Source organism: Sphingomonas sp. ABOLE, assembly GCF_003950455.1.
Taxonomy (GTDB): Bacteria; Pseudomonadota; Alphaproteobacteria; order Sphingomonadales; family Sphingomonadaceae; genus Sphingomonas; species Sphingomonas trueperi.
Map to the genome: position 1 here is coordinate 1 of NZ_QQWY01000056.1, position 26,276 is coordinate 26,276.

The 26,276-nt window shown below is 68.8% G+C and carries 25 protein-coding genes; 17 read left to right on the forward strand and 8 right to left on the reverse strand.

Annotation, left to right across the window (positions count from 1 at the left end; translation table 11 throughout):
* The first annotated feature begins 43 nt into the window (after window positions 1-43).
* From CA234_RS22065 to CA234_RS22080, 4 genes are read left to right on the forward strand one after another with little or no spacing between them, the layout of a single operon-like run.
* Entirely contained in the window at window positions 44-1,396 is a 1,353-nt protein-coding gene (locus tag CA234_RS22065; RefSeq protein ID WP_126002760.1) for a chloride channel protein, read from the forward strand.
* A 47-nt stretch (window positions 1,397-1,443) separates the two neighbouring features.
* The gene (gene otsB, locus CA234_RS22070; protein ID WP_125977629.1) at window positions 1,444-2,202 is read left to right on the forward strand and encodes a trehalose-phosphatase; all 759 of its coding nucleotides are present in this window, start codon (window positions 1,444-1,446) and stop codon (window positions 2,200-2,202) included.
* Window positions 2,199-3,992 (forward strand): glycoside hydrolase family 15 protein, encoded by a 1,794-nt coding sequence (locus CA234_RS22075; RefSeq protein ID WP_126002761.1) that lies wholly within the window; start codon window positions 2,199-2,201, stop codon window positions 3,990-3,992. The genes otsB and CA234_RS22075 overlap by 4 nt, the downstream gene beginning before the upstream one ends.
* Window positions 3,989-5,398, forward strand: a complete 1,410-nt coding sequence (locus CA234_RS22080) for a trehalose-6-phosphate synthase (RefSeq protein ID WP_126002762.1) — start codon at window positions 3,989-3,991, stop codon at window positions 5,396-5,398. Before CA234_RS22075 ends, CA234_RS22080 begins: the two co-directional genes overlap by 4 nt.
* A gap of 144 nt (window positions 5,399-5,542) precedes the next feature.
* On the opposite strand, the gene CA234_RS22085 is transcribed toward CA234_RS22080, so the two are convergent.
* Entirely contained in the window at window positions 5,543-6,622 is a 1,080-nt protein-coding gene (locus CA234_RS22085) for a mechanosensitive ion channel domain-containing protein (protein ID WP_126002763.1), read from the reverse strand.
* Window positions 6,623-6,811: 189 nt separating this feature from the next.
* Between CA234_RS22085 and CA234_RS22090 the strand changes: the two genes are divergently transcribed.
* Window positions 6,812-7,000, forward strand: coding sequence for a hypothetical protein (locus CA234_RS22090; protein WP_125977637.1), 189 nt, complete (start codon window positions 6,812-6,814; stop codon window positions 6,998-7,000).
* A gap of 97 nt (window positions 7,001-7,097) precedes the next feature.
* Here CA234_RS22090 and cydX read toward each other — a convergent pair whose 3' ends face one another.
* Genes cydX through CA234_RS22105 form a run of 3 tightly spaced genes read right to left on the reverse strand, consistent with a single transcriptional unit; the run spans window position 7,098 to window position 9,983 of the window.
* Window positions 7,098-7,214, reverse strand: a complete 117-nt coding sequence (cydX, locus tag CA234_RS22095) for a cytochrome bd-I oxidase subunit CydX (RefSeq protein WP_093298739.1) — start codon at window positions 7,212-7,214, stop codon at window positions 7,098-7,100.
* 12 nt (window positions 7,215-7,226) lie between these two features.
* Complete coding sequence (gene cydB, locus CA234_RS22100) at window positions 7,227-8,372, reverse strand: cytochrome d ubiquinol oxidase subunit II (RefSeq protein WP_126002764.1); 1,146 nt, start codon at window positions 8,370-8,372, stop codon at window positions 7,227-7,229.
* Between the two features lie 21 nt (window positions 8,373-8,393).
* Entirely contained in the window at window positions 8,394-9,983 is a 1,590-nt protein-coding gene (locus CA234_RS22105; RefSeq protein WP_125977641.1) for a cytochrome ubiquinol oxidase subunit I, read from the reverse strand.
* A gap of 118 nt (window positions 9,984-10,101) precedes the next feature.
* Here CA234_RS22105 and CA234_RS22110 point away from each other — a divergent pair, with 118 nt between their 5' ends.
* From CA234_RS22110 to CA234_RS22125, 4 genes are read left to right on the forward strand one after another with little or no spacing between them, the layout of a single operon-like run.
* Window positions 10,102-11,709 (forward strand): ATP-binding cassette domain-containing protein, encoded by a 1,608-nt coding sequence (locus CA234_RS22110; protein ID WP_125977643.1) that lies wholly within the window; start codon window positions 10,102-10,104, stop codon window positions 11,707-11,709.
* Window positions 11,706-13,283 carry an ATP-binding cassette domain-containing protein gene (locus CA234_RS22115; RefSeq protein WP_126002765.1) on the forward strand — a complete coding sequence of 526 codons (1,578 nt, stop codon included), beginning with the start codon at window positions 11,706-11,708 and terminating at the stop codon, window positions 13,281-13,283. Before CA234_RS22110 ends, CA234_RS22115 begins: the two co-directional genes overlap by 4 nt.
* Before the next feature lie 34 nt (window positions 13,284-13,317).
* The gene (locus tag CA234_RS22120) at window positions 13,318-13,674 is read left to right on the forward strand and encodes a DUF2946 family protein (protein WP_126002766.1); all 357 of its coding nucleotides are present in this window, start codon (window positions 13,318-13,320) and stop codon (window positions 13,672-13,674) included.
* Between the two features lie 53 nt (window positions 13,675-13,727).
* Window positions 13,728-15,722, forward strand: coding sequence for a TonB-dependent receptor (locus CA234_RS22125; RefSeq protein WP_126002767.1), 1,995 nt, complete (start codon window positions 13,728-13,730; stop codon window positions 15,720-15,722).
* 21 nt (window positions 15,723-15,743) lie between these two features.
* Here the strand turns inward: CA234_RS22125 and CA234_RS22130 are convergent, their stop codons facing one another.
* The 4 genes from CA234_RS22130 to CA234_RS22145 are packed head-to-tail and all read right to left on the reverse strand — an operon-like array spanning window position 15,744 to window position 18,262.
* Window positions 15,744-16,751, reverse strand: coding sequence for a nucleotidyltransferase family protein (locus CA234_RS22130; protein WP_126002768.1), 1,008 nt, complete (start codon window positions 16,749-16,751; stop codon window positions 15,744-15,746).
* Window positions 16,748-17,599: an HprK-related kinase A gene (locus CA234_RS22135; protein ID WP_126002769.1), complete on the reverse strand. Its 852-nt coding sequence runs from the start codon at window positions 17,597-17,599 to the stop codon at window positions 16,748-16,750. The genes CA234_RS22130 and CA234_RS22135 overlap by 4 nt, the downstream gene beginning before the upstream one ends.
* A complete protein-coding gene (locus CA234_RS22140; RefSeq protein ID WP_125977655.1) occupies window positions 17,587-17,862 on the reverse strand; it encodes an HPr-rel-A system PqqD family peptide chaperone in 276 nt (91 codons plus the stop codon). Before CA234_RS22140 ends, CA234_RS22135 begins: the two co-directional genes overlap by 13 nt.
* A 10-nt stretch (window positions 17,863-17,872) precedes the next feature.
* Window positions 17,873-18,262: a hypothetical protein gene (locus CA234_RS22145; RefSeq protein ID WP_126002770.1), complete on the reverse strand. Its 390-nt coding sequence runs from the start codon at window positions 18,260-18,262 to the stop codon at window positions 17,873-17,875.
* Window positions 18,263-18,344: 82 nt separating this feature from the next.
* Between CA234_RS22145 and CA234_RS22150 the strand changes: the two genes are divergently transcribed.
* The 8 genes from CA234_RS22150 to CA234_RS22185 all read left to right on the forward strand — a co-directional run bounded on the left by CA234_RS22150 (window position 18,345) and on the right by CA234_RS22185 (window position 25,962).
* A complete protein-coding gene (locus CA234_RS22150; protein WP_125977659.1) occupies window positions 18,345-19,550 on the forward strand; it encodes an ATP-binding protein in 1,206 nt (401 codons plus the stop codon).
* Window positions 19,551-19,638: 88 nt separating this feature from the next.
* A complete protein-coding gene (locus CA234_RS22155; protein ID WP_125977661.1) occupies window positions 19,639-20,670 on the forward strand; it encodes a substrate-binding domain-containing protein in 1,032 nt (343 codons plus the stop codon).
* Between the two features lie 40 nt (window positions 20,671-20,710).
* The gene (pstC, locus tag CA234_RS22160; protein WP_125977663.1) at window positions 20,711-22,087 is read left to right on the forward strand and encodes a phosphate ABC transporter permease subunit PstC; all 1,377 of its coding nucleotides are present in this window, start codon (window positions 20,711-20,713) and stop codon (window positions 22,085-22,087) included.
* A complete protein-coding gene (gene pstA / locus CA234_RS22165; RefSeq protein ID WP_125977665.1) occupies window positions 22,080-23,378 on the forward strand; it encodes a phosphate ABC transporter permease PstA in 1,299 nt (432 codons plus the stop codon). Before pstC ends, pstA begins: the two co-directional genes overlap by 8 nt.
* Window positions 23,378-24,154 (forward strand): phosphate ABC transporter ATP-binding protein PstB, encoded by a 777-nt coding sequence (gene pstB, locus CA234_RS22170; RefSeq protein ID WP_125977667.1) that lies wholly within the window; start codon window positions 23,378-23,380, stop codon window positions 24,152-24,154. Before pstA ends, pstB begins: the two co-directional genes overlap by 1 nt.
* A complete protein-coding gene (gene phoU / locus CA234_RS22175) occupies window positions 24,154-24,855 on the forward strand; it encodes a phosphate signaling complex protein PhoU (protein WP_125977669.1) in 702 nt (233 codons plus the stop codon). Before pstB ends, phoU begins: the two co-directional genes overlap by 1 nt.
* Before the next feature lie 10 nt (window positions 24,856-24,865).
* Window positions 24,866-25,558, forward strand: a complete 693-nt coding sequence (gene phoB / locus CA234_RS22180; RefSeq protein ID WP_064314091.1) for a phosphate regulon transcriptional regulator PhoB — start codon at window positions 24,866-24,868, stop codon at window positions 25,556-25,558.
* 128 nt (window positions 25,559-25,686) lie between these two features.
* A complete protein-coding gene (locus CA234_RS22185) occupies window positions 25,687-25,962 on the forward strand; it encodes a hypothetical protein (RefSeq protein ID WP_125977671.1) in 276 nt (91 codons plus the stop codon).
* The last annotated feature ends 314 nt before the right edge of the window (window positions 25,963-26,276 follow it).

Genomic DNA, 26,276 nt, shown 5'->3' on the forward strand with positions numbered 1-26,276 from the left:
CCCCCGCTACAGCACCCCCGGCGGGGGCTGGCTGAGGGAGTGCATGGACCACCACCGGACCACCCGCCGCGTCCGCGCGATCGTGCGCCGGCATGGCCCCACCGCGCAGATCTGGCGGCGCCGGGTCGCCTTTCTCGGCGGTGCGATCGTGATCGGCCTCGTCGCCTTCGGGTTTGCGGAGACCGCCGACTGGGCCGCGCGCCGGTTTACCAGCCTCGGAAAGACCTGGTGGTGGCTCCCCCTCCTTCTCACCCCTGCCGGCTTCGCGTTCTTCGCCTGGGCGACCCGCCGCTTCGCGCCCGACGCCACCGGCTCGGGCATCCCGCAGGTCATGGCCGCCACCCGCGATCCCGACGACGCGATGACCAGCCTCACCTCGGCCAGGACCGTGGTGCTCAAGCTTATCCTCACCATCGGCGCGGTGCTGGTCGGCGCCTCCACGGGCCGCGAGGGGCCGACGGTGCAGGTCGCCGCCTCGATCATGGGCTATGCGCACCGGCTCGCGCGCGTGCCGATCCGCGCCTCGGTGTTCATCGCGGGCGGCGCGGCGGGCGTCGCCGCGGCGTTCAACACGCCGCTCGCCGGCGTCGCCTTCGCGATCGAGGAACTCGCCGCCGCCTATGAGCAGCGCATGGCGGTGCTGGTGATGGCCGCGGTGCTGATCGCCGGCATGACCAGCCTCGGCATCGCCGGGGACTATGTCTATTTCGGCGCGATGCGCGACACGCTGCCGCTGCGCCAGGCCATCCTCGCCGCGCCCGTCGCGGGCGTGGTGGGCGGCCTTGCCGGCGGGCTGTTCGCGCGGCTGATGCTCGCGGTCGGCGGATCGGACTGGCGGCCGCTGGTCGCGGTGCGTCGCCACAAACTCGCCTTCGCCGCCGCCTGCGGGCTGGTCGTGGCGGTGCTGGGCGTGACGACCGGCCTCACCTGGGGCACCGGCTATGACGCGGCCCGCAGCGCGATCACCAACGGTGCGATCCCCTGGTGGTACGCCCCCGCCAAATTCGCGACGACCCTCGCGACCGCCGTTGCCGGCATCCCCGGCGGGATCTTCGCGCCGTCGCTGTCGGTGGGTGCGGGCGTCGGCGACCTCGTCCGGCCGATGTTCCCCACCTCGCCGGGCGGGACGATCGTGCTGCTGGGCATGGTCGCCTATTTCACCGGCGTGGTCCGCGCGCCACTGACTGCAGTCATCATCATCGCCGAGACCACCGCCAGCCGTGGCCTGATGCTGCCGCTGCTCGCCGCCGCGCTGATCGCCGACTTCACCGCGCAGATCGTTTCCAAGGAACGGCTGTACCACGGCCTGTCGTTGCGCTTCGGCCATGTGCCCGAACCTGCGCAGGTGCAGCATGAATCCGACGAGCCGGGGAACGGATCGGTCCCGCGCGCGTAACGATCCTGTGGCGGGCGCCCCTTCCTGGCGCCCCGATGAGGAGTTGCATGCCCGACCGGCACCCCGTTCTGCTGATGCCGCCCCCGGCGGATCTGCTCGATTCTGCCAGCCTGTTCCTCGATTTCGACGGGACTTTGGTCGAACTCGCCGACCGCCCCGATGGCGTGGTGGTCACGCCCGTGTTGGTCGACCTGATCCGCGCGCTGGAAGAAAAGCTCGACGGCCGGCTGGCGCTGGTCAGCGGCCGCCCGGCCGGTGACCTGACGGCGCTGTTCGGCGATCGCGCGCCGTCCGTGGTCGGCAGCCACGGCATGGAATTCCACTGGTCCGACGGCCGCCGCGAACAGGCCGAGCGCCCCGCCGGGCTGATCGCGGCGCTGGCCGCGATGCGGGCCTTCACGCAAGCCAATGACGGCGCGATTCTCGAAGACAAGCCGCTGGGCGCCGCCGTCCATTACCGGCTGAACCCGGCGCTCGAAGCCGATGCCATGGCGCTGGGCGAACGGCTCGCGGCCGAGCACGGCCTCTATCTCCAGCACGGCAAGATGATGGTCGAGGTCCGCACCGGTGGCGGCGACAAGGGCAGCGCGATCCGCACGCTGATGGCCGATCCCCGCTTCGCCGCCGGCCGCCCCGTGTTCCTCGGCGACGATGTCACCGACGAGCCCGGCTTTTCCGCGGTCGCCCTGCTCGGCGGCGCGGGCGTGCTGGTCGGCGATCCCCGCCCCACCGACGCCCGCTACCGCCTCGAAACCGTATCGGGCGTCCTCGCCTGGCTCGCCACTGCCGCCGGAGTGCATGCATGACCACGCTGGACCTCTGGCCGATCGGCAATTGCCAGGTCAGCGCGCTGATCGACCGCAGCGGACGCTTCGTCTGGGGCTGCGTGCCCCGCGTCGACGGCGATCCGCTCTTCTCCGCTCTCGTCGGCGGCGAGGAGCCCGACGCCGGCTATTGGGACATCGCCCTGGAAGGCGTGGTCTCGGTCGAGCAGCGCTATCTCCGCAACGCGCCGATCCTCGTCAGCCGCCACACCGATGCGGCGGGCAACGCGATCGAAGTCACCGATTTCTGCCCGCGCTTCCAGCGGCTGGGCCGCGTCTACCGCCCGGTCGCCTTCGCGCGCATCGTCAAGCCGGTGGCGGGCAGCCCGCGCATTCGGGTGAAGCTGCGGCCCACCTGCGGCTGGGGCAAGCGCTGCACCACCCGCATCGGCGGCTCGAACCACCTGCGCTACCTGGTCGAGCCGATGACGCTGCGCCTCACCACCACCGCGCCGGTCGGCATGGTGGACGAGGAACGGGTGTTCCGTGTCGAGAAGCCGCTGCATTTCTTCCTCGGCCCGGACGAGAGCTTCAGCGGCGACGTCGCCGAGACGGTCGACGACATGCTGCTCAACACGATCGCCGAATGGCAGCACTGGGTGCGCGGCCTCGCCATCCCGCTGGAATGGCAGGAAGTGGTGATCCGCTCCGCGATCACCCTCAAGCTTTGCCAGCACGAGGAAACCGGCGCGATCGTCGCCGCGCTCACCACCTCGATCCCCGAACATGCCGGCTCGCAGCGTAACTGGGACTATCGCTACTGCTGGATTCGCGACGCCTATTACACGGTGCAGGCGCTCAACCGGCTGGGCGCGCTCGACGTGCTGGAGACCTATCTCGGATACTTGCGCAACATCGTCGACGATGCCCGGGCCGAGCCGCGCGGCGGCCATATCCAGCCGCTCTACGGCGTACTGGGCGAAGCGACGCTGGAGGAGCGCGCGGCACCCGACCTTGCCGGCTATCGCGGCATGGGCCCGGTGCGCGTCGGCAACCAGGCCTATGAGCAGGTCCAGCACGACGCCTATGGCCAGATCGTCCTGTCCAACGTGCAGGCCTTTTTCGACCAGCGGCTGTACCGCATTGCCAGCGTCGAGGATTTCGAGTCGCTGGAGCGCGTCGGCGAGCGCGCCTGGCAATATCACGATTCCCCCGACGCCGGGCTGTGGGAGTTGCGCACCCGCCAGAGCGTCCACACCTATTCGGTGGCCATGTGCTGGGCGGCGTGCGACCGGCTCGCCAACGCTGCGCATGTGCTGGACCTGCCCGAGCGCCGCGACTTCTGGCAGCACCGCGCCGACACGATCCGCACGACGATCTTCGACAAGGCCTGGCGCGCGGAGACGGACCGGTTCTCCGCCACCTTCTCGGGCGACGATCTCGACGCCAGCCTGCTTCAGCTGCTGGAGATGCGCTTCCTGGCGCCCGACGATCCCCGCTTCGTCTCCACGCTGAAGGCGGTGGAAGAAGGGCTGCGCCGCGGCTCGACCATGCTGCGCTACGATACCGAGGATGATTTCGGGCTGCCCGAAACCGCGTTCAACTTCTGTACGTTCTGGTTGATCGAGGCACTGCACATCACCGGCCGCACCGACGAAGCGCGCGCCTTGTTCGAGGAGATGCTCACCCGGCGCACCGCCGCCGGCCTGCTCTCCGAGGATATCGACCCCGTCACCGGGGAATTGTGGGGCAATTATCCCCAGACCTACTCGCTGGTCGGCATGATCAACTGTGCCGTACTGCTGAGCAAACCCTGGAGTTCGATCCGTTGAGCCGCCTGATCGTCATCTCGAACCGCGTCACCGCACCCAACGGCTCCAACTCCGGCGCGCAAGGGGGGCTGGCCGTCGCGCTCGCCGCAGCCTTGCGCGAAAATGGCGGGATCTGGTTCGGCTGGTCCGGCGAGCAGACCGACCAGTTCACCGGCCAGATCAGCATGCAGCGCAGCGAGGGCGTGACCACCGCGACGGTCGATCTCGAAGAGCAGGACATCGACGAATATTATAACGGCTATGCGAACCGCACGCTCTGGCCGCTGTTCCACTACCGGATCGACCTGGCGGAATATGAGCGCGGCTTCGCCGGCGGCTATCAGCGCGTCAACGAGCGCTTCGCCGACACCGTCCGCCCGCTGATCGAGCCGGATGATGTCGTGTGGGTGCAGGATTACCACATGTTCCCGCTCGGCCAGGAGCTGCGCCGCCGGGGCTGCAAGAACCGGATCGGCTTTTTCCTCCACATCCCCTGGCCGCCGCGCCGCCTGCTCTCCAGCCTGCCCAAGGCGCACGAGCTGATCGAGACGCTGTTCGCCTATGACGTGATCGGCTTCCACACCCAGGAATGGATGGAGTCCTTCATCGACTTCGCCCGCGCCGAGATGGAAGCGGTGGTCCAGCCCGACGGCGTGCTGCGCATCGGACTGAAGAGCGTCAAGCTGGTCGCCTGCCCGATCGGCATCGACGCCAAGGAATTCGCCGCGCTGGCCGAGAGCGACTCCGCGCGCGAGACCTATCAGCAGATGCGCACCAGTTCGGTCGGCCGTTCGCTGATCGTCGGCGTCGATCGGCTCGATTATTCCAAGGGGCTGGAGGAGCGGTTCCTCGGCTACGAGCGCTTTCTCGCGACCTATCCGGAGCAGCGCAAGGAAGTGTATCTGCTCCAGATCGCACCACCGTCGCGCGCGACCGTCGAGACCTATCAGCGCATCCGCAACACGCTGGAGGGGCTGTCAGGCAAGATCAACGGCGCGCATGCCGATCTCGACTGGGTGCCGCTGCGCTACGTCAACCAGGGCTATCCGCGCGACGTGCTGGCAGGCGTGTACCGCGCCGCCAAGATCGGCCTGGTCACGCCGCTGCGCGACGGGATGAATCTCGTGGCGAAGGAATATGTCGCCGCGCAGGATCCGAAGGATCCCGGCGTGCTGATCCTTTCCAAGTTCGCCGGCGCCGCGATCCAGATGGAGCAGGCGCTGCTGGTGAACCCCTATAGCGCGGAGGAAGTCTCCGACGCGATCTGCCAGGCACTCAACATGTCGCTCGAGGAGCGGATCGAGCGCTGGCAGGCGCTGAAGCAGGGCGTCGACGAACAGGACGTGATGTGGTGGCTCAAGAAGTTCACCGGCGAGCTCAGGAGCGTCCCGATGGAGGCGGAGACCCGGCTTCCGGTCGAGGCGTGATAGAAGGGCTTCGCGCTGGAAGCTGCTCTCATTTCAAGCATCCGTCATCCCGGCGAAAGCCGGGATCCATTGAGGCCTCCGTCAAGGCCCTTGCTGCAGCCGAGCGGTGACTGGATCCCGGCTTCCGCCGGGATGACGGTCCTACTATAGCGGGTCGCTCTCCGCGAGCGTCGGTCTGAACTCCAGCAGCCCGCGGGTGCGGACCAGCGCCTCGGGCATCTCCTGCCGGACATAGGCAAGCAGCCCTTCGCGGATGTCGCAGCGCAGGTCGAAGGCGGTCGAGGCATCCTTGGCCGTCATCAGCCCGCGCACCTCGATTGCCTCGGGCTTGGTGTCGGTCACCTGCAGGTTGCAGAAGCGGCCGTCCCAGCGCGGATTGGCCTTGACCAGTTCCTCCAGCTTGGCGCGCAGCCGCGGGATGTCCGCGGCGGGATCGAGATACCAGAACACGCTGCCGAGCAGCTGGCTCGTCTCGCGGGTCCAGTTCTGGAAGGGCTTTTCGAGGAACTGCGACACCGGCACCACCAGCCGACGATCGTCCCAGATGCGCACCACGACATAGGTCAGGCGGATATCCTCGATCCGCCCCCATTCGCCTTCGACGATCACCACGTCGTCGAGCCGGATCGGCTCAGAAAAGGCCATCTGGATTCCGGCGATCAGGTTCTTCAGCGCCGGCTGGGCGGCGGCGCCCACCGCGAGGGCGGCAAGGCCGGCGGAGGCGATCAGCGTCACGCCGATGCTGCGCACGCTGGGGATGCTCATCAGCATCAGGCAGAAAGTGATCGCCAGCACGACGAACACGATGATGCGGTGGAGAATCGACGCGCGGGTCCGCCGCCGGCGGGCGCGGAGATTGTCCGCCACGGTCACGTCGGCGCGCAGCAGCACCCAGTCAAAGATCACGCCGAGCAGCGCCACCAGCATCCAGCCGATCAGGCCGGGCACCAGCAGCCCCGCTGCCTGTGCCCAGGCGCGGGTGCCGCTCGTGCCGAGATCGAGCCCGGGCTGGATGAACGAAAGCGCGATCGCGACCAGCAGCCAGCGCGCCGGGCGATACAGGCGGCGGATGACGATGTCGTCGAGCTGGCCCTTGCTGTGCGCCGCCGCGCGCCGCGCGAGCGAGAAGGCCAGTCGGTGCACCAGCAGCGCCACCGTGATCGCCGCCGCGATCAGCGCGATGCTCGTCACCCAGCCGGGAAGGTCGGCGATCAACCGCTCCACATCATGCTCCTGTCGTGGTGGCTATGGCCGGGTAACGGGAGGCGGCGGCACTCGGTTCCGGGTGATTCGTCCGGCACGGCAGGGCGGATCGAGCATGCGTCAAGCGCAAGTGCATGGTCCCGTAGCGATACACACCGTGACTTCTACGGAATGGCCCCCGACCGCGATAAGTACGACATTAGGCAGGCAATGAACGAAACCCAAAACGAGACCGGGTCGATGTCCTCCCTGCACCACGCGCCCCTCACGAATCACTTCCGCCTGCGTGCCGAGCAGGAGCGGGACCGGGCGGCTCGCGCGCCAAACGAACGGCACAAGCGCCTGCACCTCGAGCTCGCAGCGATCTTCGAGCGCCGTGCCGAGGGCGGGCCGGTCTAGCAGCCAACGAAAATGGCCGGCCGATCCCTTGTCAGGATCGCACCGGCCTTCGGGGAGAAGGGGCGGTCGCGATGCGGCCGCCCCTTTTCGTTGGTGCTCAGTCGAGGACCGTCAGGTCCGAATTCGGGTCCGAATGGAACTCGTGCCAGATGCCGTTGAGCACGGCGACGGCGACGGCCAGGCAGGTCCCCAGGATCCAGGCGAAATACCACATGGGTTCAACTCCTCAGTAGAGGTCGGGGTTGAGCCGCAGCTCTTCCCCGCTGACGCGGCCGAACATCACCTTGTACACCCAGGCGGTGTAGGCCAGCACGATCGGCAGGAAGACGAGCGTGCACACCAGCATGATGAACAGCGTGAGGTGGCTCGACGAGGCGTTCCAGGCGGTGAGGCTGGAGGCCGGGTCGATCGCGCTCGGCAGGATGAACGGGAACATCGACAGGCCGACGGTGGCGATGATGCCGACATTGGCGATCGACGAACCGGCGAACACCAGCGTGCCGTTGCGCCCGCGGATGCCGATCAGCGCCAGCACCGGGCCGAGGAAGCCGAGCACCGGGGCGAGCAGCATCCACGGATGGGCACCATAGTTGCTGAGCCATGCGCCCGGCGCCTTCACCGTCTGGACCAGATGCGGGTTGGACGGACCGTTGGGATCGACCGAGCCGACCAGGCGATAGCCCATGTCGCCATAGGCGACGAATGCGCCGCCGACGGCGAACAGCAGGATCGCGAGGATCGCGGCGACGGTGCCGAAGCGCTGGGCGCGCTCCACCACCTTGCCCTCGGCCTTGAGGCTCAGCCAGCCGGCGCCGTGCAGCACCAGCATCGCGACCGAGAGCAGGCCGGCGACGAGGCTGAACGGGGTGAACAGGCCGAGCAGCGTGCCTTCGTAGAAGGAGCGCAGATCGCTATCGAGCCGGAAGGGCGCACCCAGCAGCACATTGCCCACCGCGACGCCGAAGACGAGCGCAGGCACGAAGCCGCCGACGAACAGCGCCCAGTCCCAGCGCGAACGCCAGGCGGCGTCGGGGCGCTTGGAGCGGTATTTGAAGCCGACCGGACGCAGGATCAGCGCCGACAGCACCAGGAACATCGCCAGGTAGTAGCCCGAGAAGCTGACGGCATAGACGAATGGCCAGGCGGCGAAGATAGCGCCGCCGCCCAGGATGAACCAGACCTGGTTGCCTTCCCAGGTCGGGCCGACGGTGTTGATCACCATGCGGCGCTCTTCATCGGTGCGGCCCACGAACGGCAGCAGCGCCGCCGTTCCCAGGTCGAAGCCGTCGGTCAGCGCGAAGCCGATCAGCAGCACCCCCAGCAGCGCCCACCAGATGAGGCGCAGGATTTCATAATCGAGCGGGATGGACATGTTCTTTCTCCTTGCTCGCGCTCATTCTGCGGGAACGGCGTGGAGCGGCCGCGGATCGGGCGCGCTCGGCACCGGATCGTGGCGGGGTTGCCAGGGCTCGTAGGTCTCGGGCCCATGCTTGATCGCCGCCAGCATCAGCCGGAACTCGATCACCGCCATCAGGCCGTAGAGCGCGGTGAAGCCGATGATCGTGGTCCACAGGGCGGGCACGGTCAGGCTCGAGGTGGCGAGGAAGGTCGGCAGCACGCCGTCCACCGCCCAGGGCTGGCGCCCCACTTCGGCGACGACCCAGCCGAACTCGATCGCAAGCCAGGGCAGCGGGATGATCCACATTGCGGTGCGCAGGAACCACTTGCGGTGGAAGCGGCGCGTATTGGCATAGTAGAGCGCGGCGACGAAGAAGGCGATGAAGAAGAAGCCCAGCGCCGCCATCCCGCGGAACAGCCAGAACACGGCCGGCACGTTGGGAACGGTCGACCAGGCGGCCCGATCCTTCTGCGCTTCGGTGGCCTGACGCGGATCGGCGACCCAGCGCTTCAGCAGCAGGGCATAGCCGAGGTCGCCCTTGGCGGCTTCGAACTTCGCGCGTGCGGCGACGTTCTGACGATCGGTCTTCAGCGTCTGCAGCGCATCATAGGCGGTGAGGCCATTCTCGATGCGCAGCCGGGCCTTGCCGACCAGCGGATAGATGCCTTCCACCTGGCCGGTCAGGCTACGCGTACCGATCAGGCCGAGCACATAGGGCACCTTGACCTGGAAATAGGTCTCGCGGCCCTGGTTCGAGGGGAAGCCGAACACGGTGATCCCGGCCGGTGCCGCCTCGGTGTGCCATTCGGCCTCGATCGCGGCGAGCTTCATCTTCTGATTGTCGGTCAGCGCATATCCGCTCTCGTCGCCGAGCACGACCACCGACAGCGAGGCCGCCAGGCCGAACGCCGCTGCCACCGCGAAGCTGCGCTTGGCGAGCTCCAGGTGCCGGCCGCGCAGCAGATAATAGGCCGAGATGCCAAGGACGAAGACGCTCGCGCAGACATAGCCCGCACTCACGGTGTGGACGAACTTTGCCTGGGCGACGGGGTTGAAGATCACCGCCATGAAGTCGGTGACTTCCATGCGCATCGTCTCGGCGTTGAACGTGGCACCCGCCGGGTGCTGCATCCAGCCATTGGCGACCAGGATCCACAGCGCCGACAAATTGGTGCCGAGCGCGGTAAGGAAGGTCACCAGCAGGTGCTGGCGCTTCGACAGGCGATCCCAGCCGAAAAACATCAGGCCGACGAAGGTGGCTTCGAGGAAGAAGGCCATCAGCCCCTCGATCGCCAGCGGCGCCCCGAAGATGTCGCCCACATAGTGCGAGTAATAGGACCAGTTGGTCCCGAACTCGAATTCCATCGTCAGCCCGGTAGCGACCCCGAGGACGAAGTTGATGCCAAAGAGTTTGGCCCAGAAACGGGTGATGTCCCTCCAGATCGGGCGATCGGTGACGACATAGACGCTTTCGGTGATGACGAGCATTACCGAAAGGCCCAGCGTCAACGGCACGAACAGGAAGTGGTACATCGCTGTCAGCGCGAATTGCAGGCGCGACAGCTCTACGACTGCCATATCCATAGTTTTGTCCTCAGCAAAGAGCCGGTATTCGCGGCCTAGGCTTCGGTGGCGCCACCGCCTATGCGGAACATCCCCTATTCCGTTGCAGGGCCGAAATCGCTTGTACAAATTGTCTCATATGGCTCTTCAAAAACAGGCCGGGCTCGCCTGGATCATCGACCTGGGCGGCGCGGCGCTGTTCGCCTGGGGCATTGCCGACGGCGTGGCTGCGGCAGCCGCCGGGCATGCGGTGCCGAGTGCGGCACTCGCAGCAATGCTCGGCGGCGGGCTGGTGCGTGCGGCGACCGCCTGGGGCGTGCCGGTGCTGGCGGTGCGCGGTGCGCAGGCGACCACCGCGCCGCTCCGCCGCAGTCTCGTCGAACGGCTGCTGGGCAGCGGCGCGGCGCCGTCGAGCGGGCAATCGGCGGTGCTGGCGATCGACCATGTTGCAACGATCGAAGGCTATGATACGCGATTCGTCCCCGCGCGAGTCGCGGCCGCCGCCGCGCCGCTGGTGGCGGTGGCGATCATCGCCTGCGCAAGCCTGGTGGCGGCGGGCATCCTGCTCGGCACGCTGATCCCCTTCGTCTTCGGCATGATCCTGGCGGGGACGGCGGCCAAACGCGCCTCGGAGCGCCAGCTGGAAGCGCTGGGCGACCTTTCCGACCTGTTCGTCGACCGGGTGCGCACCCTGCCGATCCTCCGGCATTTCGGTGCCGAGGACCGGATCGCGCGGCAGGTAGACGTCGCCACGCGCGAAGTCGCCGCGCGGACGGTCGCGGTGCTGCGCGTCGCCTTCCTGTCGAGCGCGGTGCTGGAGTTCTTCTCGGCGCTCGCGGTGGCGCTGGTGGCGGTCTATTGCGGGTTCAGCCTGCTCGGCCTCCTTCCCTTCCCCGATCCCGAAACGCTGACGCTGCGCGAAGCCTTTTTCGCGCTGGCGATGGCGCCGGAATTCTACCTGCCGATGCGGCGACTGGCGGCGGCGTATCACGACAAGCAGCTCGGCGAGGCCGCGCGCACGGCGATCGCGGCGGTGCCGGAGGTGGTGGCGCCTGCCGCCGCGCCGGAGGTGTTCGCAGGCGTGGAGGCGAAGAATCTGGTGATCGCCTGGCCTGGGCGGACAATCGGGCCGGTCAGCGTGTCGCTGGGCACGACGGGCATGGTAGCGCTGACCGGCCCCACCGGGAGCGGCAAGACCAGCCTGTTGGCGGCGATCGCAGGGCAGATCGTGCCCAGCGCGGGCAGCCTGCGCTTCCGGTCACCCGAAGAAGCGCCCGAATGCCTCAGCCATCAGTCCCCCTCCCGCGTGCGAGAGGGGGGAATAAGGGCATCGGGAGATACCAACCCCATCGCCTGGGCCGCGCAGCATCCGCTGATCCTCCCCGGCACGCTGCGCGACAACCTCGCGCTCGCCGCCCCGCACGCCTCCGACGCCGACCTGCTCGCCGCGATCGACCGTGTCGGCCTCGGCCCGATGCTCGCCCGCCGCGGCGCCGGGCTGGACCTGCCGCTCGACCATCGCGGCTCGGGCCTGTCCGGCGGCGAGCGCCGTCGCCTCGGCCTCGCCCGTGCGCTGCTAGCCGATCGCCCGCTGCTGCTCGCCGACGAGCCCACCGCCGATCTCGATGCCGAAAGCGCCGCCGCGATCACCGCGCTGCTCCGCGACGTCGCCAAGGAACGCGCGGTGATCGTCGCCACCCATGATCCGCGCCTGATCGCCACCGCCGATGCCGAGGTGACGCTGTGACCCCCTTCCCGCTCGCCGCCCGCGAACGCCGCACGCTCCGCCAGGCACTGGCCTGCGCGACCATCGCCGGGCTCGCCGCGATCCTGTTGCTGGCGCTGTCCGGCTGGTTCCTCACCGGCGCCGCCATTGCCGGGGCGAGCGGCACGGCAGCGGTCGCCGCGTTCAACTATCTGATCCCCAGCGCCGCGATCCGCGGCCTCGCCATCCTGCGCACCGGCGGCCGGTACGGGGAACGGCTGCTGTCGCACCAGGCTGCGCTCACCGCGATGGCGGACCTGCGCGGCCGGCTGTTCGGCAAGCTCGCCGCGCAGGACAGCCGCACCGCGCCCGATCTCGCCGGCGGCGACGCCAGCGCCCGGCTGATCGGCGACATCGAGGCGCTGGAGGACCTGGTCGTCCGCCGCTCCAGCCGGCCGGCTAGCCTCGCCGCCGCGCTGTTTGCCGTGGCGCTGGTGGCACTGGCCGGCTGGAAGGCTGCGCTCGCGCTGGCGCTGCTCCTCGCCGCGCTGCCGCCGCTGCTCACCCTTGCCGCGCGCCGCCTCACCGCCGGCCCCGCCGCCGAGGCCGCCGAAGCGCTCGGCGCGCTGCGCACCGCCTTCGTCGACTATGCCGCCGCCCGGCCCGAGATCATCGCCTATGGCCTCGCCCCGCGCGTGGCGGACACCATCGCCGACCTCTCCCGCCCGCTCGACCGCGCCCGAGCCGCACTCGCACGCGGCGACGGCGCGGTGGCCGGGCTGCTCGCCGGCTATGGCGCGCTGACCGCAGCGATCGTTTTCGCCCTTTCCGACGCCAGCGCCGCCTTCCGTGCGCTAGCGCTGCTCGCGTCCGCCGCGTCGGTGGAGGTGATGGCCGCCTTTGCCCGTACCGCGCTGCGCCAGGCGAGCGTCGAACAGGGCCTCGCCCGTCTCGTCACGCTCAGCGAGTTGCCGGGCGAGCTGGTTTCTGCGCCCCCGGCCGACACCGTCGCCCGACCGATCGGCCTCGGCAGCCACGCTCTCGCACCGGGCGCCCGCGTGGCGATCACCGGCGCCTCGGGCAGCGGCAAGACCCGTTTGATGGAGGCGCTGGCCGGGCTCCGCACCCCCGTGCACGCGCTCACGCTGGACGGCACGCCGATCGCGCAGTGCAGCGCCGACACGCTCCGCCGCCAATTTGCCCTCGCCCCGCAGGACGCGGTGCTGATCGCCGGCTCGATCGCCGACAATCTCCGCGTCGCCCGCCCTGGCATCATCGAGGCGGCAATGTGGGAGGCGCTCCATACCGCCTGCCTCGACGCGACCGTGCGCGTGATGCCCGCCGGGCTGGAGACCTCGCTTGCCGAGACCGGCGGCACGCTTTCCGGCGGAGAGCGCAAACGACTGTCGCTCGCACGCGCGCTGCTGGCGGGGCGCCCCTGGCTGCTGCTCGACGAACCCAGCGAGGGGCTGGACGCCGCGAGCGAAGCGGAACTGGTCCGCCGCGTCGATGCTTGGCTGCGGTCGACCGGCACCAGCCTGATCCTCGTCTCGCACCGCCCGGCCCCGCTGGCCCTTGCCACGAATCGGATCGACATCGCCGCCATCGACCAATGATATATTGAAACATACGCGTTGCTGCAGTACGGCATTGCGGATGCGCGTCTTCCGCATCCCTGGTCTGTTCGTACGGCTGCTGCCGGCGCTGCTGCTGGCGTTCGCGCTATGCTGGCAGGCGGGGATTGTCCGCGCGCATGTGCATCCTGCCCAGGGCTGGGCCGCCACGCCCCACGCCCACCACGCGCCCAAGCAGAACGACGACGACGAGGATTGCCCGCTCTGCGACGAGGTCGCGTCCGCAGCCGCTTATCTCGCCGCCACACCACCCACCGTCGTGCCGCCGCTGCCGGCACGCGCGTGGCACGCGGCCCTCGCCGCCGATCCGGCTCCGCGGCTCGTCCGCTCGCACGCCTGGCGCAGCCGCGCGCCGCCCGAACTCCCCGCCTGACCAACAACTTGCGCCGCTCAAGCGGCGCACCCCAGGTTCACGGAGTTTTCTTCATGCGTACTGCCCTTCTCACGGGCGCGGCGATCGTCGCGTTCGTTCCCCATGCCTTTGCCGACACCGACCCGCAGCAGGCCAACGACAAGAACGTGATCATCGTCACCGCGACGCCCTATGCGGTTGCCAGCGACGAGGTGCCGACGATCGTCACCCATGTCGACCGTGACCAGATCCTGCGTGCCGGCGGCGCCAGCATCAGCGACGTGCTCGCCCAGGAGCCGGGCATCTCCGCCACCAGCTTCGCCAGCGGCGCCAGCCGGCCGATCATTCGCGGCATGGACGCGACGCGGGTCCGCATCCTCGAGAACGGCGCCAGCAGCTCGGACGTGTCGGACATCGGCCCTGACCACGGCATCCCGGTGGATCCGTTTGCAGCGCAAAGCATCGAAGTCGTCCGCGGCGCCGGCACGCTTCGCTATGGCAGCCAGGCGATCGGCGGCGTGGTCAACGTGATCAACAACCGCGTGCCGATGCAGCTGCCGGACGCCCCCATCTCGGGCGAGGCGGAAGGCAGCTATGGCAGCGCCGCGAAGGTGGGCGAAGGCGGCGCGCTGGTCGATGCCAAGCTGGGCCAGTTCGCGCTGCACGCCGACGGCTTCTACCGCGACGCGAGCGATTACGACACGCCGCTTGGCGTCCAGCAGAACAGCTTCTTCCGCGGGCATGGCGCGGCGCTGGGCGGCTCCTATTTCTTCGGCGGCGACGATGCGAGCCATGTCGGCCTGTCGATCAGCCAGTACAACTCGAAATACGGCATTCCCAGCGACACCACCTATATCGACATGCGCCAGACCAAGGTAATGTCGCGCGACGTGTTCGCGGTGAACGCCGGCCCGCTCAAGTCGATCAACCTCGACGCCAGCTATGCCGACTATACCCATGACGAGAAGGAACCGGACGGCACGATCGACACCACCTTCCGCAACAAGGAATTCGACGGTCACCTCGAATTCCTGCTGAACCCGCTGGGCCCGGTCCGCAACTCGGCGCTCGGCTTCGAGGTGCAGAACCGCAAGTTCTCGGCGATCGGCGACGACAGCAGCTACCTGTTCCCCACCACCACGCAGAGCGAAGCGGCCTATCTCTTCACCGAGCTGCCGCTGACGGACATCCTGCACCTCCAGGCCAGCGGCCGGGTCGAGCATGTCCGCAGCGAAGGCACGCCGGCGAACAACGTGTTCACCGTGCGCGAGTTCACGCCGGTGAGCGGGGCCCTCGGCGCGCTGCTCGACGTCGGCAGCCATGTGAAGCTGGGCTTCACCGGATCGAGCACCGGTCGCGCCCCGGCGATCACCGAGCTGTTCGCGCGCGGCGGGCATGACGGCCCCAACACCTTCGAGACCGGCGACCCGAACCTCAAGATCGAGCGCGCCAACTCGATCGAGGCGACGGCGCGGGTGAACGTCGACCGCTTCCACTTCGACGGCAGCGCCTATTCGACCTGGTTCAAGAACTATATCTATGGCGACCTGACCGGCCGCACCTGCGACGACGACGGCACCTGCGCGATGGGCGGCGACGGCGACCTGAAGGAGCTCAACTATCGCCAGCAGGGCGCGCATTTCCGCGGGCTGGAAGGCAAGGCGAGCCTCGACCTGTTCCACCAGAACGACCAGACGCTCCAGCTGACCGGTCTGGCCGACTATACCCGCGCGACGCTGGACGACGGCGGCAACGTGCCGCGTATCCCGCCCTATCGCCTGGGTGCCGGCATGAACCTGTTCACCCCCCGCTTCGACGGCGCGGTGCAGTTCGTCCACAACGCCAAGCAGACCAAGTTCGGCGCGTTCGATACCGAGACGCCGGGCTACAACCTGATCAACGCCAATATCGCCTGGCGGCCGTTCAAGTCGCAGTCGGGGATCGAGTTCGCGATCGTCGGCCAGAACCTGACCGACGAGATCGTGCGAAACGCGGCGTCGCTCAACAAGGATCTGGTGGTCCAGCCGGGCCGCAACATCCGCTTCATGGTGAAGATCGCGACCTTCTGATCGCAACGGGCATCGGCGGGTTCAGGCCGGCCGGTGCCCCTTGCGCCATTTCGTCCACAGGTGCCGGGCAAGCATCGTCGGCGGCATCCGCAGCGCGTGCGAGCGGAGGTAGAAGCCGAGCTGGACGGCCTTGCGGGTCGAGCGGCCCCAGGTGTCACGTGCGGTCAGGCGGCGGTGGAACAGCGGGTCGAGCGCGTCCCAGCCCTGCCACTCCGCCGGCGCATCGGTGCCGTACAGCCGAACCGACTGGCGCACCGCCTGTGCCATCGCCGCGCCTAGCCCGTGCTGTGCGGCGCGCGCGGCCAACCCCTCGAAGCCAAATTCGCCGAGCAGGCAATGGATGTCCCACAGGTTGCGCATCCCGCCTGCGAGATCGCCGTCGGCGAACAGATGTGCAGCGGCGTGGCAGAGCATATCCTGCGGCGCGAGGATGCGCAGCCCGTTCTCCAGCGCCATGCTGTCCGCCAGCAGCGCCGCCGCGTCGGGGCGGATGCGCGCGGTGAGCGGCAGGATCGTGTGGTGGACGTCGATCATCTTGTCGCGGTCGCGGTGGATCAGCGGCGGCAGCTCGTGCATCCAGCGGCGATAATAAGCGTCGTCATAGGGGTCGGGCTTCACCCATTCCCACCCGGCCGCGAGCAGCGCCGCCTCCACGTCCTCGATCGCCTCGCGCGGCACCAGGATGTCGAGATCGCCGATCACCCGCCCGGTCGAAGGCGACAGCCCCGCCGCGGCATAGGCGGTGCCCTTGAGCAGCACGACCGGCGCCTCGATCCCGGCGAGCGCGCGCCGCGCCATCTCGGCTTCCCACAGCGCCGCCGTGCGCCCCTGCTCGGCCGAGGCGATGGCATCCTCCACCAGCCGCGCCGCCGCATGCGGCATCGGCAACCCGGCGATGCGGTGCGCGAGCGTGCCCGCCAGTTGCTCGGCGCGCGCGACCGCCCAGAGCGCGTTCCAGTCGGACGCGTCCAGGCCGCCAATCGCGCCGGGATCGCGCAGCACGCGGGCGAGCAGCAGCGCCGGGTTCATGCCAGCGCCTCCACCATCGCCAGCGCCGTCGCCGCATCGGGATAGTCGATCGCGCGCGCGGGCACCGTCTGGACCAACCGGGTCAGCGCGTCGAAGCCGCGCTCGGCGAGCGTGACATAGTTGGTCGAGGCCTGGGTGAGCCGGACGAACGCCTCGCTCGGCAGCACCGGCCGCTCCGCCGCCTCGAAGCCGAAGCGCGGGAAAAGGATCAGGCTGGGTTCGGCGGGCACTGCCATCGCCGCGATCGCGCGCGCATCGGGCACCAGGTGGCGGATCGCCCCCTTGGGCGTGCCCTCCAGCAGCGGCCCGAAGCGCGCGTCCGGCAGCGCCTGCGCGACCACGTCGATCGCTTCGTTCTTGAGGCTCACCAGCCGCGGAAAGGCGTGGGCGAGCCCGGTCGCGCAATCGATCAGCGCGAACTCGTCGCCCATCAGCCGCCAGCCGCGCGCCATCAGCAGCGCCGCGAGCGTCGACTTGCCCGCCCCCGAAATGCCGGTCATCAGCACCGCGCGGCCGTCGCGCTCCACCATCGATGCGTGGAGCAGCAGGTACCGCCGCAGCCCCAGCGCCACCTGCAGGTTCATCCCCATCTCGGCGGCGAGAAGCCCCTGCGCTAGTGGCAGCGGCGCGGCGTCGGGAATCACGAAGTCCCCCGCGATGTGGACCGACGGGCGCAGCACCCGCCGCCATGGCCGGGCGGCGAACAGATGGACGTTGAAATCGGCGATGCCGTCCTGCGGCGCGGAATAGTCGCGGTAGAGGTCGTCCAGCGCCGCGATCGGCGCGCGCCAATGGCTGCCGATGCGGAAGCCCAAGGGGCCGATGCGGAGCAGCTTCAGATGGCGCATGTCCGCTCCACCAGCCCCGCCGCGACCAGTTCGTCGAGCCGAACCGCCAGCGCTGCGGAATCGGGATCGGCGAGGTCGAAGCGCTCGCCCAGCACCGCCAGCAGCCCGGCCACGTCGCGCGGGCCCTCGCCGAGGATCTCCAGGATCTCCGGCACCGGCGCATCGACGATATGGGTGATCCCCGAGGCGCGGTGATAGATGAGCGTCAGCGCATCGAGCGGCACGATGCGGAGCGTCGCAGGATCGGCGGCGCGATAGTACACCGCCCGGCCCTCAGCCGCGCGGCATCTGCAGCGAGGCGAAGCAGGTGAAGCCGCTGGTCCCGCGCTGCAGGCGGCGGATATAGTTGGTATAGGCGCGGCTCGCCTGGGGGTCGGTACCCGGCAGCGTGCCGCCGCCCAGCGCGCGCTTGACGTCCTGCGCCTTGAAGCTGCGCCCCGGGGCCGGGAAGGCACCGGGCGTGCGCGCCGGCACGACGCGACCGTCGGGCGCGATATAGCTGCCCGCGCGGCCCGGATCGGTCACCGGAATCGCGCACTGCATCACCGAGGCGTTGGTCTGCGCCAGCGCCGGGCGGATCGAGACGATCGCGGCCGCACTCGCCGCGCCGAGCATCAGCGCGCGCCGACGGGTCGGCAGGTCTTCGAATTTGGGATCGTCCATCGCCTTCTTCTTCTGCGCCCGCGCCGATTTCGCAATCGTAAATACGGGCTCGTCTTGGGACGATTGCACGCTAGAAGGCGCCATGCTTTCGGCCCATGGCTTCCGAATCAGCCTCGCACTGGGTGTCGCCACGCTGTCGGCGGTCGTCGGGCTGTTGGTCGGCGGCGACCTGCAACTGACGCTGGTGCTGCTGGTCGGCGCGATCGCCGCAGTGCTAATCGTTGCGATCGGCGGCGATCCCGCCCCCGCCCCCCGCGACGATGCGGCGGCAGCGGACCGCGACCCCGCCTTCGCCGAAGTGATCGAGGCGATCGCCGAGCCGGTGCTGGTGACCGCCGCCACCCGCGTGATCGCCGCCAACGCCGCCGCCCGCGCGCTGCTCGGCGAGCATATCCTGGGCGAGGACGTCCGCCTCGCGATCCGCCACCCCGCTGCCGCCGAACGCCTGCTCGATCCGGGCGAGGACCATAGCGCGCCGATCCACCTGGTCGGGCTCGGCACCCGCGAACAGCGCTGGGAAATGCGGGTCCGCACGCTGGAGACCGGCGAGCGCGTCGTCCATCTCGTCGACCGCACCGGCAGCTACACCGCCGATCGGATGCGCGTCGATTTCGTCGCCAATGCCAGCCACGAGCTGCGCACGCCGCTCGCCTCACTGCTCGGCTATGTCGAGACGCTGGCGGACGGCGCCGGGGAGGAGCCGGAGATCCGCGCCCGCTTCCTCAAGATCATGCACGACGAGGCGCGGCGCATGGACCGGCTGATCAGCGACCTGATCTCGTTGAGCCGGATCGAGGCTGAGAAATATCGCGCGCCGGCGGAGTCGGTGCAGCTCGCCGACCTGATCGGCCAGGTCTGCGTGGAGCTTTCGGGCAGCCCGCGTGCCGCCGACCTGGTGACCGAGATCGAGGCGGTGCCCCCGGTGCGCGGCGACCGGACCCAGCTGAGCCAATTGCTCCACAACCTGATCGGCAATGCCATGAAGTACGGCCGCGCCGGCACGCCGGTCACCGTGTCGCTGCGCAGCGAGGGGGACACGATGGTCCGCTTCGCCGTCGCCGACCAGGGCGAAGGCATCCCCGCCGAGCATATTCCGCGGCTGACCGAGCGCTTTTATCGGGTCGATTCGGGACGCAGCCGCTCGCTCGGCGGCACCGGGCTGGGCCTCGCCATCGTCAAGCATGTGGTCGAGCGACACCGTGGGCGGTTCGATATCGCCTCCACCGTGGGCGTCGGCACCACCGTGTCGGTGCGGCTGCCGATCGAGCCGAGTGTCATAAAGTCGTAACGCGATTGCCGGATGGGCAATGCGTGGGAAGCGAGGCGCAGACTCCGCGATCCGGAACACCGCCATCCTCGGGGAGCAAGAAGTGACGATGCTGGGTCGTCTAGCGCTGATCGCCTTCGGCACGCTCGCCCTTTCGGCGTGCGACGGCAGCGCCACGCGCGAAATCCGCGTCGTCGGCTCCTCCACCGTCTATCCCTTCACGACGGCGGTTGCCGAGGCATTCGTCAACGCGCGCAGCGGCCGCAAGGCGCCGGTGGTCGAATCGATCGGCAGCGGCGCCGGCCTCCGCCGCTTCTGCGAGGGCGTGGGCGCGCAGTTCCCGGACATCGCCAATGCCTCGCGCCGAATGACGCGCAAGGAATTTGATCGCTGCGAGCAGAACCAGGTCGGCGAGATCCTGGAAATCGTGATCGGGCTAGACGGCGTGGCGTTGGCCGAGTCGAACCAGGGACCGAAGCTTCGGCTGAGCAAGCGCGACGTGTATCTTGCGCTCGCCGCCAACCCGATGGGCAAGCCCAACACCGCGCGCACCTGGCACGACGTGAACCCCGCCCTGCCCGCCATCCCGATCCTGGTGATGGGCCCGCCTTCGACCAGCGGCACCCGCGACGCGTTCGTCGAGCTGATGCTGGCGCCAGGCTGCCTCGAAGCCGATCCGAACGCCGCCAAGCTGAAGACGGAGGCCGATCCGGCGCACTATGACGCCGAATGCCGCCGCGTCCGCGACGACGGCCCCTATGTCGACAAGGGCGAGAACGACAATCTGATCGTCCAGGGGCTGGCGCAGAATCCCAATGCGCTCGGCATCTTCGGCTATTCCTATCTCGAAGAGAACCAAAATCGGCTGCACGGCGTGCCGATCGAAGGCGTCGCGCCCACCTATGCGAGCATCGCCGACGGGCAATATCCCGGTGCGCGCCCGCTCTACCTTTATGTGAAGAAGCGGCACCTCAAGGCGGTGCCCGGACTGAAGGACTTCCTGACGCTCTACGCCACGCTCTGGGGGCCGGGCGGCCCGCTGGTGAAGCGCGGGCTGATCGCGGCGCCCGAGGCGATGCGCGCAGAGATGGCGAAGCGCGTGGCCGATCTCACCCCGCTCGATCCGGCCGTGCTCAAGTGATGCCCCCCCTCGCCCCCCATTCCGCTGAGTTGCTCCGCCGGTGAACCCCTTCGCGTTATCGTTCCTGATCCTCGGCCTGGGGCTGATCGGCTGGCTGACGGCGCGTGCCCGTGCGGTGCGCTTCGATCGCGGCGGCGCCAAGCGGCTGCATTCGCTGCCGGCGCAGCATGGCTGGTTCGTCGGCATGTGGACGATCCTGCCGCCGCTGCTGTTCCTGGTCGTCTGGTCGGGGATCAGCCCCGGGCTCGTCCGCCAGACCGTGCTGCAGAGCCCCGCCGCCGCCGGCCTATCCGACTTCGCCTTCGAGCGCGATTCGGTGCTCGCCCAGGCCCGGGAGGTGGCGAAGAACCCGTACGAGACCGAGGCCGATCCGCTCGCCCGCCAGCTTGCCCCCGTGGTGCGCGCCGCCAGCCGCCGCTATGCCTGGACCGGGACCGCCGCCGCCGTACTGCTCGCCTTTGCCGGTGCCGCCTTCGCGCTCAGCCGCATCCGCGCGGATTTCCGCGCCCGCTCCAAGGTGGAGCGCACGCTGATGATGGGCCTGCTGGTCGCCTCGCTGATCGCGATCTTCACCACCATCGGCATCTTCGTCTCGCTCTTCTGGGAATCGCTGCGCTTCTTTCAGCAGGTGCCGATCACCCAGTTCCTGTTCGGCACCCATTGGAGCCCGCAGGTGATCGACGCGAAGGACCCCGGCGCGTCGCTCGGTGCGGTGCCCTTGTTCTGGGGCACCTTCTTCATCGGCGCGGTGATCGCGATGCTGGTCGCGATTCCCTTCGGGCTGATGAGCGCGGTGTACCTCACCCAATATGCCTCGGCGACCACCCGGCGCTGGATGAAGCCGACGCTGGAGATGCTCGCGGGCGTGCCGACCGTGGTCTATGGCTATTTCGCCGCGCTGACCGTCGCGCCCGCCGTCCGCAAGCTCGCGGTGCTGCTCGGCGACCCCTTCGCCTCGTCGGAAAGCGCGCTGGCGGCCGGGCTCGTGATGGGCGTGATGATCATCCCCTTCGTCTCCTCGATGGCCGACGACTCGCTTGCCGCCGTGCCGACCTCGATGCGCGACGGCAGCCTGGCAATGGGGGCGACGACCAGCGAGACGATCTCGCGCGTGCTCGTGCCTGCCGCGCTGCCGGGCGTGGTCGCCGGCGTACTGCTTGCGGTCAGCCGCGCGATCGGCGAGACGATGATCGTCGTGATGGCCGCCTCGGGCGCCGCGACGATCACGCTCAACCCGCTGCAGAGCGCCACCACCGTCACCAAGCAGATCGTCGACCTGCTGACCGGCGAGGCCGAGTTCGACAGCCCCAAGACGCTGGCCGCCTTCGCGCTAGGCCTGACGCTGTTCGTCATCACCCTGTTGCTCAACATCGTCGCGCTGCGCGTCGTAAAGAAGTATCGCGAAGCCTATGAGTAAGCCCGCCGCCCAGGCCGAGCGCCGGCCGACCGACTGGAACAGCCCGGCGATGCAGAAGCGCATCCGCCGTCGCTATGCCGCCGAGCGGCGCTTTCGCGTGCTGGGTGCGGGTGCGGTGATCCTGTCGGCGGCGTTCCTCGGCTTCCTGCTGCTCACCATGGTGGCGCAGGGCTGGCGCGGCTTCACCGTCACCGAACTGGCGCTGCCGATCGACCTGAAGGCGGACGGCCTCAAGATCGAACGCAGCCAGCTCGCCACCCCCGCCGCCGATCTCGCGCTCGCAAGCGCGGGGCTGGAGGACGTGGTGGACAATGCCGCGACCCGCGCCTTCGGTGCAGACGGCGCGACCTATCTCGCCCCCAGCGCCTGGCTGGCGGTGCGCGGCGCGGTGAAGCGCGATCCCTCGCTGCTCGAGCGGCGTACGACCGTCTATGTCCCCGCCGCCACCGGCTTCGACCGGGCGCTGGCCGGGGACGGCGACCCGGCGATGGAAGCAGGCGTCGCCCGGCTGACCAGGCAGGGCGCGATCCATCGCGGCTTCAACTGGACGTTCCTCAGCGAGTCGGACTCGACCGATCCGGTCGCGGTCGGCGTGTGGGGCGCGCTCAAGGGTTCGCTGCTCACCATGGCGATCACCTTCCTGATCGCGTTCCCGGTGGGCGTGCTCTCGGCGATCTATCTCGAGGAATATGCTCCCAAGAATCGCTGGACCGACCTGATCGAGGTCTCGATCAACAATCTGGCGGCGGTACCCTCGATCATCTTCGGCCTGCTCGGGCTCGCGATGTTCCTCGGCACCTGGCAGATCGGCGGGCACAGCTTCGGCCCGATGCTGCCGCGCTCAGCCCCGCTGGTCGGGGGCGTGACGCTGGCGCTGATGATCATGCCCGTGATCGTCATCGCCAGCCGCAACGCGATCAAGGGCGTGCCGCCGTCGATCCGTGACGCCGCGCTCGGGATCGGCGCCAGCCCGATCCAGGTGGTGTTCCACCATGTCCTGCCGCTGGCGATGCCGGGCATCCTCACCGGCACGATCATCGGCATGGCCCGCGCGCTGGGCGAGACCGCGCCGCTGCTGCTGATCGGCATGCGCGCCTTCATCGTCACCGCGCCCGGCGGCTTCACCGATCCCTCGACGGTGCTGCCGGTGCAGATCTTCCTCTGGTCCGACGAGGTCAGCCGCGGCTTCGTCGAGAAGACGAGCGCCGCGATCCTCGTCCTGCTCGCGGTGCTGCTCGCGATGAACGGGCTCGCCATCTACCTCCGCAACAAGTTCGAGACCCGCTGGTAATGACCCCCGCCTCCCCCGCTCCCCACAAGATGTCGGCCCGCGGCGTCAGCGTGTTCTACGGCCAGAAACAGGCCGTGAAGGACGTGTCGATCGACGTCGACATGGACAAGGTCACCGCCTTTATCGGCCCGTCGGGCTGCGGCAAGTCGACCTTCCTGCGCACCTTCAACCGGATGAACGACACCATCGCCAGCGCGCGGGTGACCGGCGAAATCACGCTGGACGGCGCGGACATCTACGCCGCCGACATGGACGTGGTGCAGCTGCGCGCGCGCGTCGGCATGGTGTTCCAGAAGCCCAACCCGTTCCCCAAGTCGATCTTCGAGAACGTCGCCTATGGCCCGCGCATCCACGGCCTGGCCTCCTCCAAGAGCGATCTGGAAGGCATTGTCGAGCGCTCGCTGAAGCGCGCCGGGCTTTGGGAGGAAGTGAAGGACCGCCTCTCCGACAGCGGCACCGCGCTCTCGGGCGGCCAGCAGCAGCGGCTGTGCATCGCCCGCGCGATCGCGGTCGATCCCGAAGTGATCCTGATGGACGAACCGGCCAGCGCGCTCGATCCGATCGCCACCGCCAAGATCGAGGAGCTGATCCACGAGCTGCGCGGCCGCTACGCGATCGTGATCGTCACGCACAACATGCAGCAGGCCGCCCGCGTCTCGCAGCGCACCGCCTTCTTCCATCTCGGCCAGCTGGTCGAATATGGCGAGACCGACAACCTCTTCACCGCCCCCCGCGAGGAGCGGACGAAGGACTATATCACCGGAAGGTACGGCTGATGGCATCGGGCCACGAGCATACGGTCAAGGCGTTCGACCAGGACATCAGCCAGCTGCGCGCGCTGATCTCGCAGATGGGCGGGCTGGCCGAACAGGCGATCTACGACGCGATGAAGGCGCTGCAGCGCGGCGACGAGGCGCTCGCCAGGACGGTGCGCAAGAAGGACAAGCAGATCGACGCGATGGAGGCCGAGCTGGAAAAGCTCGTGGTTCGCGTCATTGCGCTGCGCGCGCCGATGGCCGACGACCTGCGCGAAGTGATCGCCGCGCTCAAGATCGCCGCGGTGATCGAGCGGATCGGCGATTATGCCAAGAACATCGCCAAGCGCGTGCCGATGATCCATGCCGAGGGCGAGGAGCGGATCGAGGCGGTGTCGATCCTGCCGGCGATGGGCCAGCTCGCCGCCGACATGGTGCGCAACGCGCTCGATGCCTTTTCGGCGCGCGACGCCAAGGCAGCGGCGGAGGTCCATGCCAGCGATACCGCGCTCGACGATTTCTACGATTCGATCTTCCGCACGCTGGTGACCTTCATGGTCGAGAATCCGCGGACGATCAGCCAGGTCGCGCACCTGCTGTTCGTCGCCAAGAATCTGGAGAGGATCGGCGACCACGCAACCAACGTCGCCGAAATGGTCTATTTTGCCGCGACCGGGCACTATCTCGCCGAAGCGGAAGCCGGCGAAAGCAGCGGGAGCTGAGGGGAACATAATGGCACGGGTCAAGATGCTGCTGGTGGAAGACGATGCCGCAATCGCGGAGCTCGTCACCTGGCATTTCAAGCGCGAAGACTATGAAGTGAAGCACACCCCCGACGGCGAGGAAGCGCTGCTGCTCGCCAAGGAGGCGACGCCAGACATCGTGCTGCTCGACTGGATGGTCGAGGGGCTCTCCGGCATCGAGGTGTGCCGCCGCCTGCGCCGCATGCCCGAGACGGCGAACGTGCCGATCATCATGCTGACCGCGCGGGGCGAAGAAGAGGATCGCGTGCGCGGACTGGAAACCGGCGCCGACGACTATGTCACCAAGCCCTTCTCGCCGCGCGAACTCGTTGCCCGCGTCGGCGCGGTGCTGCGCCGCGTGCGTCCGGCGCTGGCTGGCGAGGCGCTCACTTATTCGGACATCGAGATGGACACGGTGGGCCACAAGGTCCGCCGCGGCGGCGAAGTGATCCAGCTGGGGCCGACCGAATTTCGCCTGCTCAAGCACTTCCTCGAGCATCCGGGCTGGGTGTTCTCGCGCGAGCGGCTGCTCGACGCGGTGTGGGGACATGACAGTGACATCGAGTCGCGCACCGTCGACGTCCATATCCGCCGCCTGCGCAAGGCGATCAACAAGGGCAACCGGCCCGACATCATCCGCACGGTCCGCTCCGCCGGTTATGCGCTCGACGCGGGCAACTGACCTGTACGCACGATGAACCGCGGAACTGTTTTGTGTTCCGCGGTTTATCGGGAAACTTTCAGCCAGTGTGGCGTTCTGCAAAACGGGTGTGAAACTGCACACCCGTGTAGATTTGCAGGAGACAGCGGATGAAGCTGATTGCACTTGCAGCCGCGTTGACGCTCGCCAGCCCGGCACTTGCCCAGACCTTCCCGGTCAGCACGATCGCCACCGCCCGCCAGATTGGCGGCTATGCGCCCGCCACCATGTGGGCGAACGGCCAGCCCCAGCCCGGCGACCGGGTGGTGTTCGAGCCGAGCCGGCTCACCCCCAGCGAGGCCTTCCCGCCCCCGCCCGCACGCGCGCATTATCCCGTCTGCACGCGTGGCCAGACCGACGAATGCCTCCAGCGGGCAGGCCAATGATCGCCGCCTGAACCGTCGCAGGGGGGGGCGCCGCCATGACGCTCCCCCTGCCACCTTCCTGCTCCTTCCCGGAAATACCGGTGCAACAAATCCGCGGCCGCAGACGTTCGCACCTCGTCTTTGATGAAGAAGGAGACACAAGATGAAGTGGATGCTTCTCGCCTCGGCGATGGTCCTCAGCGGCACCGCCATCGCGCAGGATATGCCGGCGCAGCAGACGACGCCGGGCCAGACCCAGGCACAGCCCGCCCCGCCGGCGGCACCGATGCAGGGCCAGACGACCCCGCAGACCGATCCCGCCGAACCGCCCGCGC